The organism is Pseudomonas sp. WC1, assembly GCF_050586565.1.
GTDB lineage: Bacteria > Pseudomonadota > Gammaproteobacteria > Pseudomonadales > Pseudomonadaceae > Aquipseudomonas.
In genome coordinates, this window is the sequence record NZ_JBOBDQ010000129.1 from 1 (window position 1) to 1,100 (window position 1,100).

The 1,100-nt window shown below is 68.9% G+C and carries 1 protein-coding gene; it reads left to right on the top strand.

Features of this window, described 5'->3' with window-relative positions; genetic code table 11:
- Window positions 1-1,100, top strand: a 1,100-nt coding sequence (locus tag ACQ4OD_RS26335) for an amino acid adenylation domain-containing protein (RefSeq protein ID WP_430945221.1), incomplete at both ends; no start/stop codon positions are given.

Below are 1,100 nucleotides of genomic sequence, written 5' to 3' on the forward strand. Positions count from 1 at the left end.
CCCGACGACCGGGTGGCGATCTGCGTCGAGCGCGGCCTGCCGCTGGTGGTCGGCCTGCTGGCGATCCTCAAGGCCGGTGGCGCCTACGTGCCGCTCGACCCGGACTATCCGGCCGAGCGCCTCGGCCACATGCTCGCCGACAGCCAACCGCGGGCGTTGCTGGTGCAACAGGCCACCCGCGCTCTGGTGAGTTCGTCGGCGACATTGGTCGACCTCGATCAGCCGACGTGGGACGATCTGCCGGGCAGCAATCCGCAGGTGCCTGGTCTGACCTCGCAGCACCTGGCCTATGTGATCTACACCTCCGGCTCTACTGGCGTGCCCAAGGGGGTGATGGTCGAGCACCGCAACGTGGTCAACCTGGTGCACTGGAGCGCCGGGCTGTTCCCGAGCGAAGGCGCGGTGCTGCACAAGACCCCGGTGAGCTTCGACGCCTCGGTGTGGGAGCTGTTCTGGCCGCTGTGCACGGGCCTGCGCCTGGTGCTGGCGCGCCCGGATGGCCAGCGCGACCCGCAGTACCTGGCGGAGCTGATCGAGCGGCAGCAGGTCAAGGTGGTGCAGTTCGTGCCGGCCTTGCTGCAGCAGTTCCTCGACGAGGATGCCAGCGCCGCCTGCGCCAGCCTCACCGACATCGTCTGCGGTGGTGGCGAGCTCACCGAAGCCCTGGCCCGCCAGGTACGCGAGCGCTTGCCGCAGGTGCGCCTGCACAACGTCTATGGCCCCACCGAGACCACGGTGGATTGCAGCGTCTGGACCCTGGAAGCGCGGGATCCGTTGCCGACGGGTGCATTGCCGATAGGCCGGCCGATCGACAACACCCGCTTGTATGTGCTGGATGCGCATGACCAACCGGTGCCGTACGGCGTTGCCGGTCAGTTGCACATCGGCGGGGCCGGGGTGACGCGGGGCTACCTGGGCTTGCCGGAGCAACAGGCCGAGCGTTTCATCGCCAGCCCGTTCGTCGACGGTGAGCGCCTGTACCGCAGTGGCGACCTGGTACGCCAGCGCCACGACGGCGTGCTGGAGTTCCTCGGCCGCACCGACCACCAGATCAAACTGCGCGGCCTGCGCATCGAACCGGGCGAGATCGAGGCCTGCCT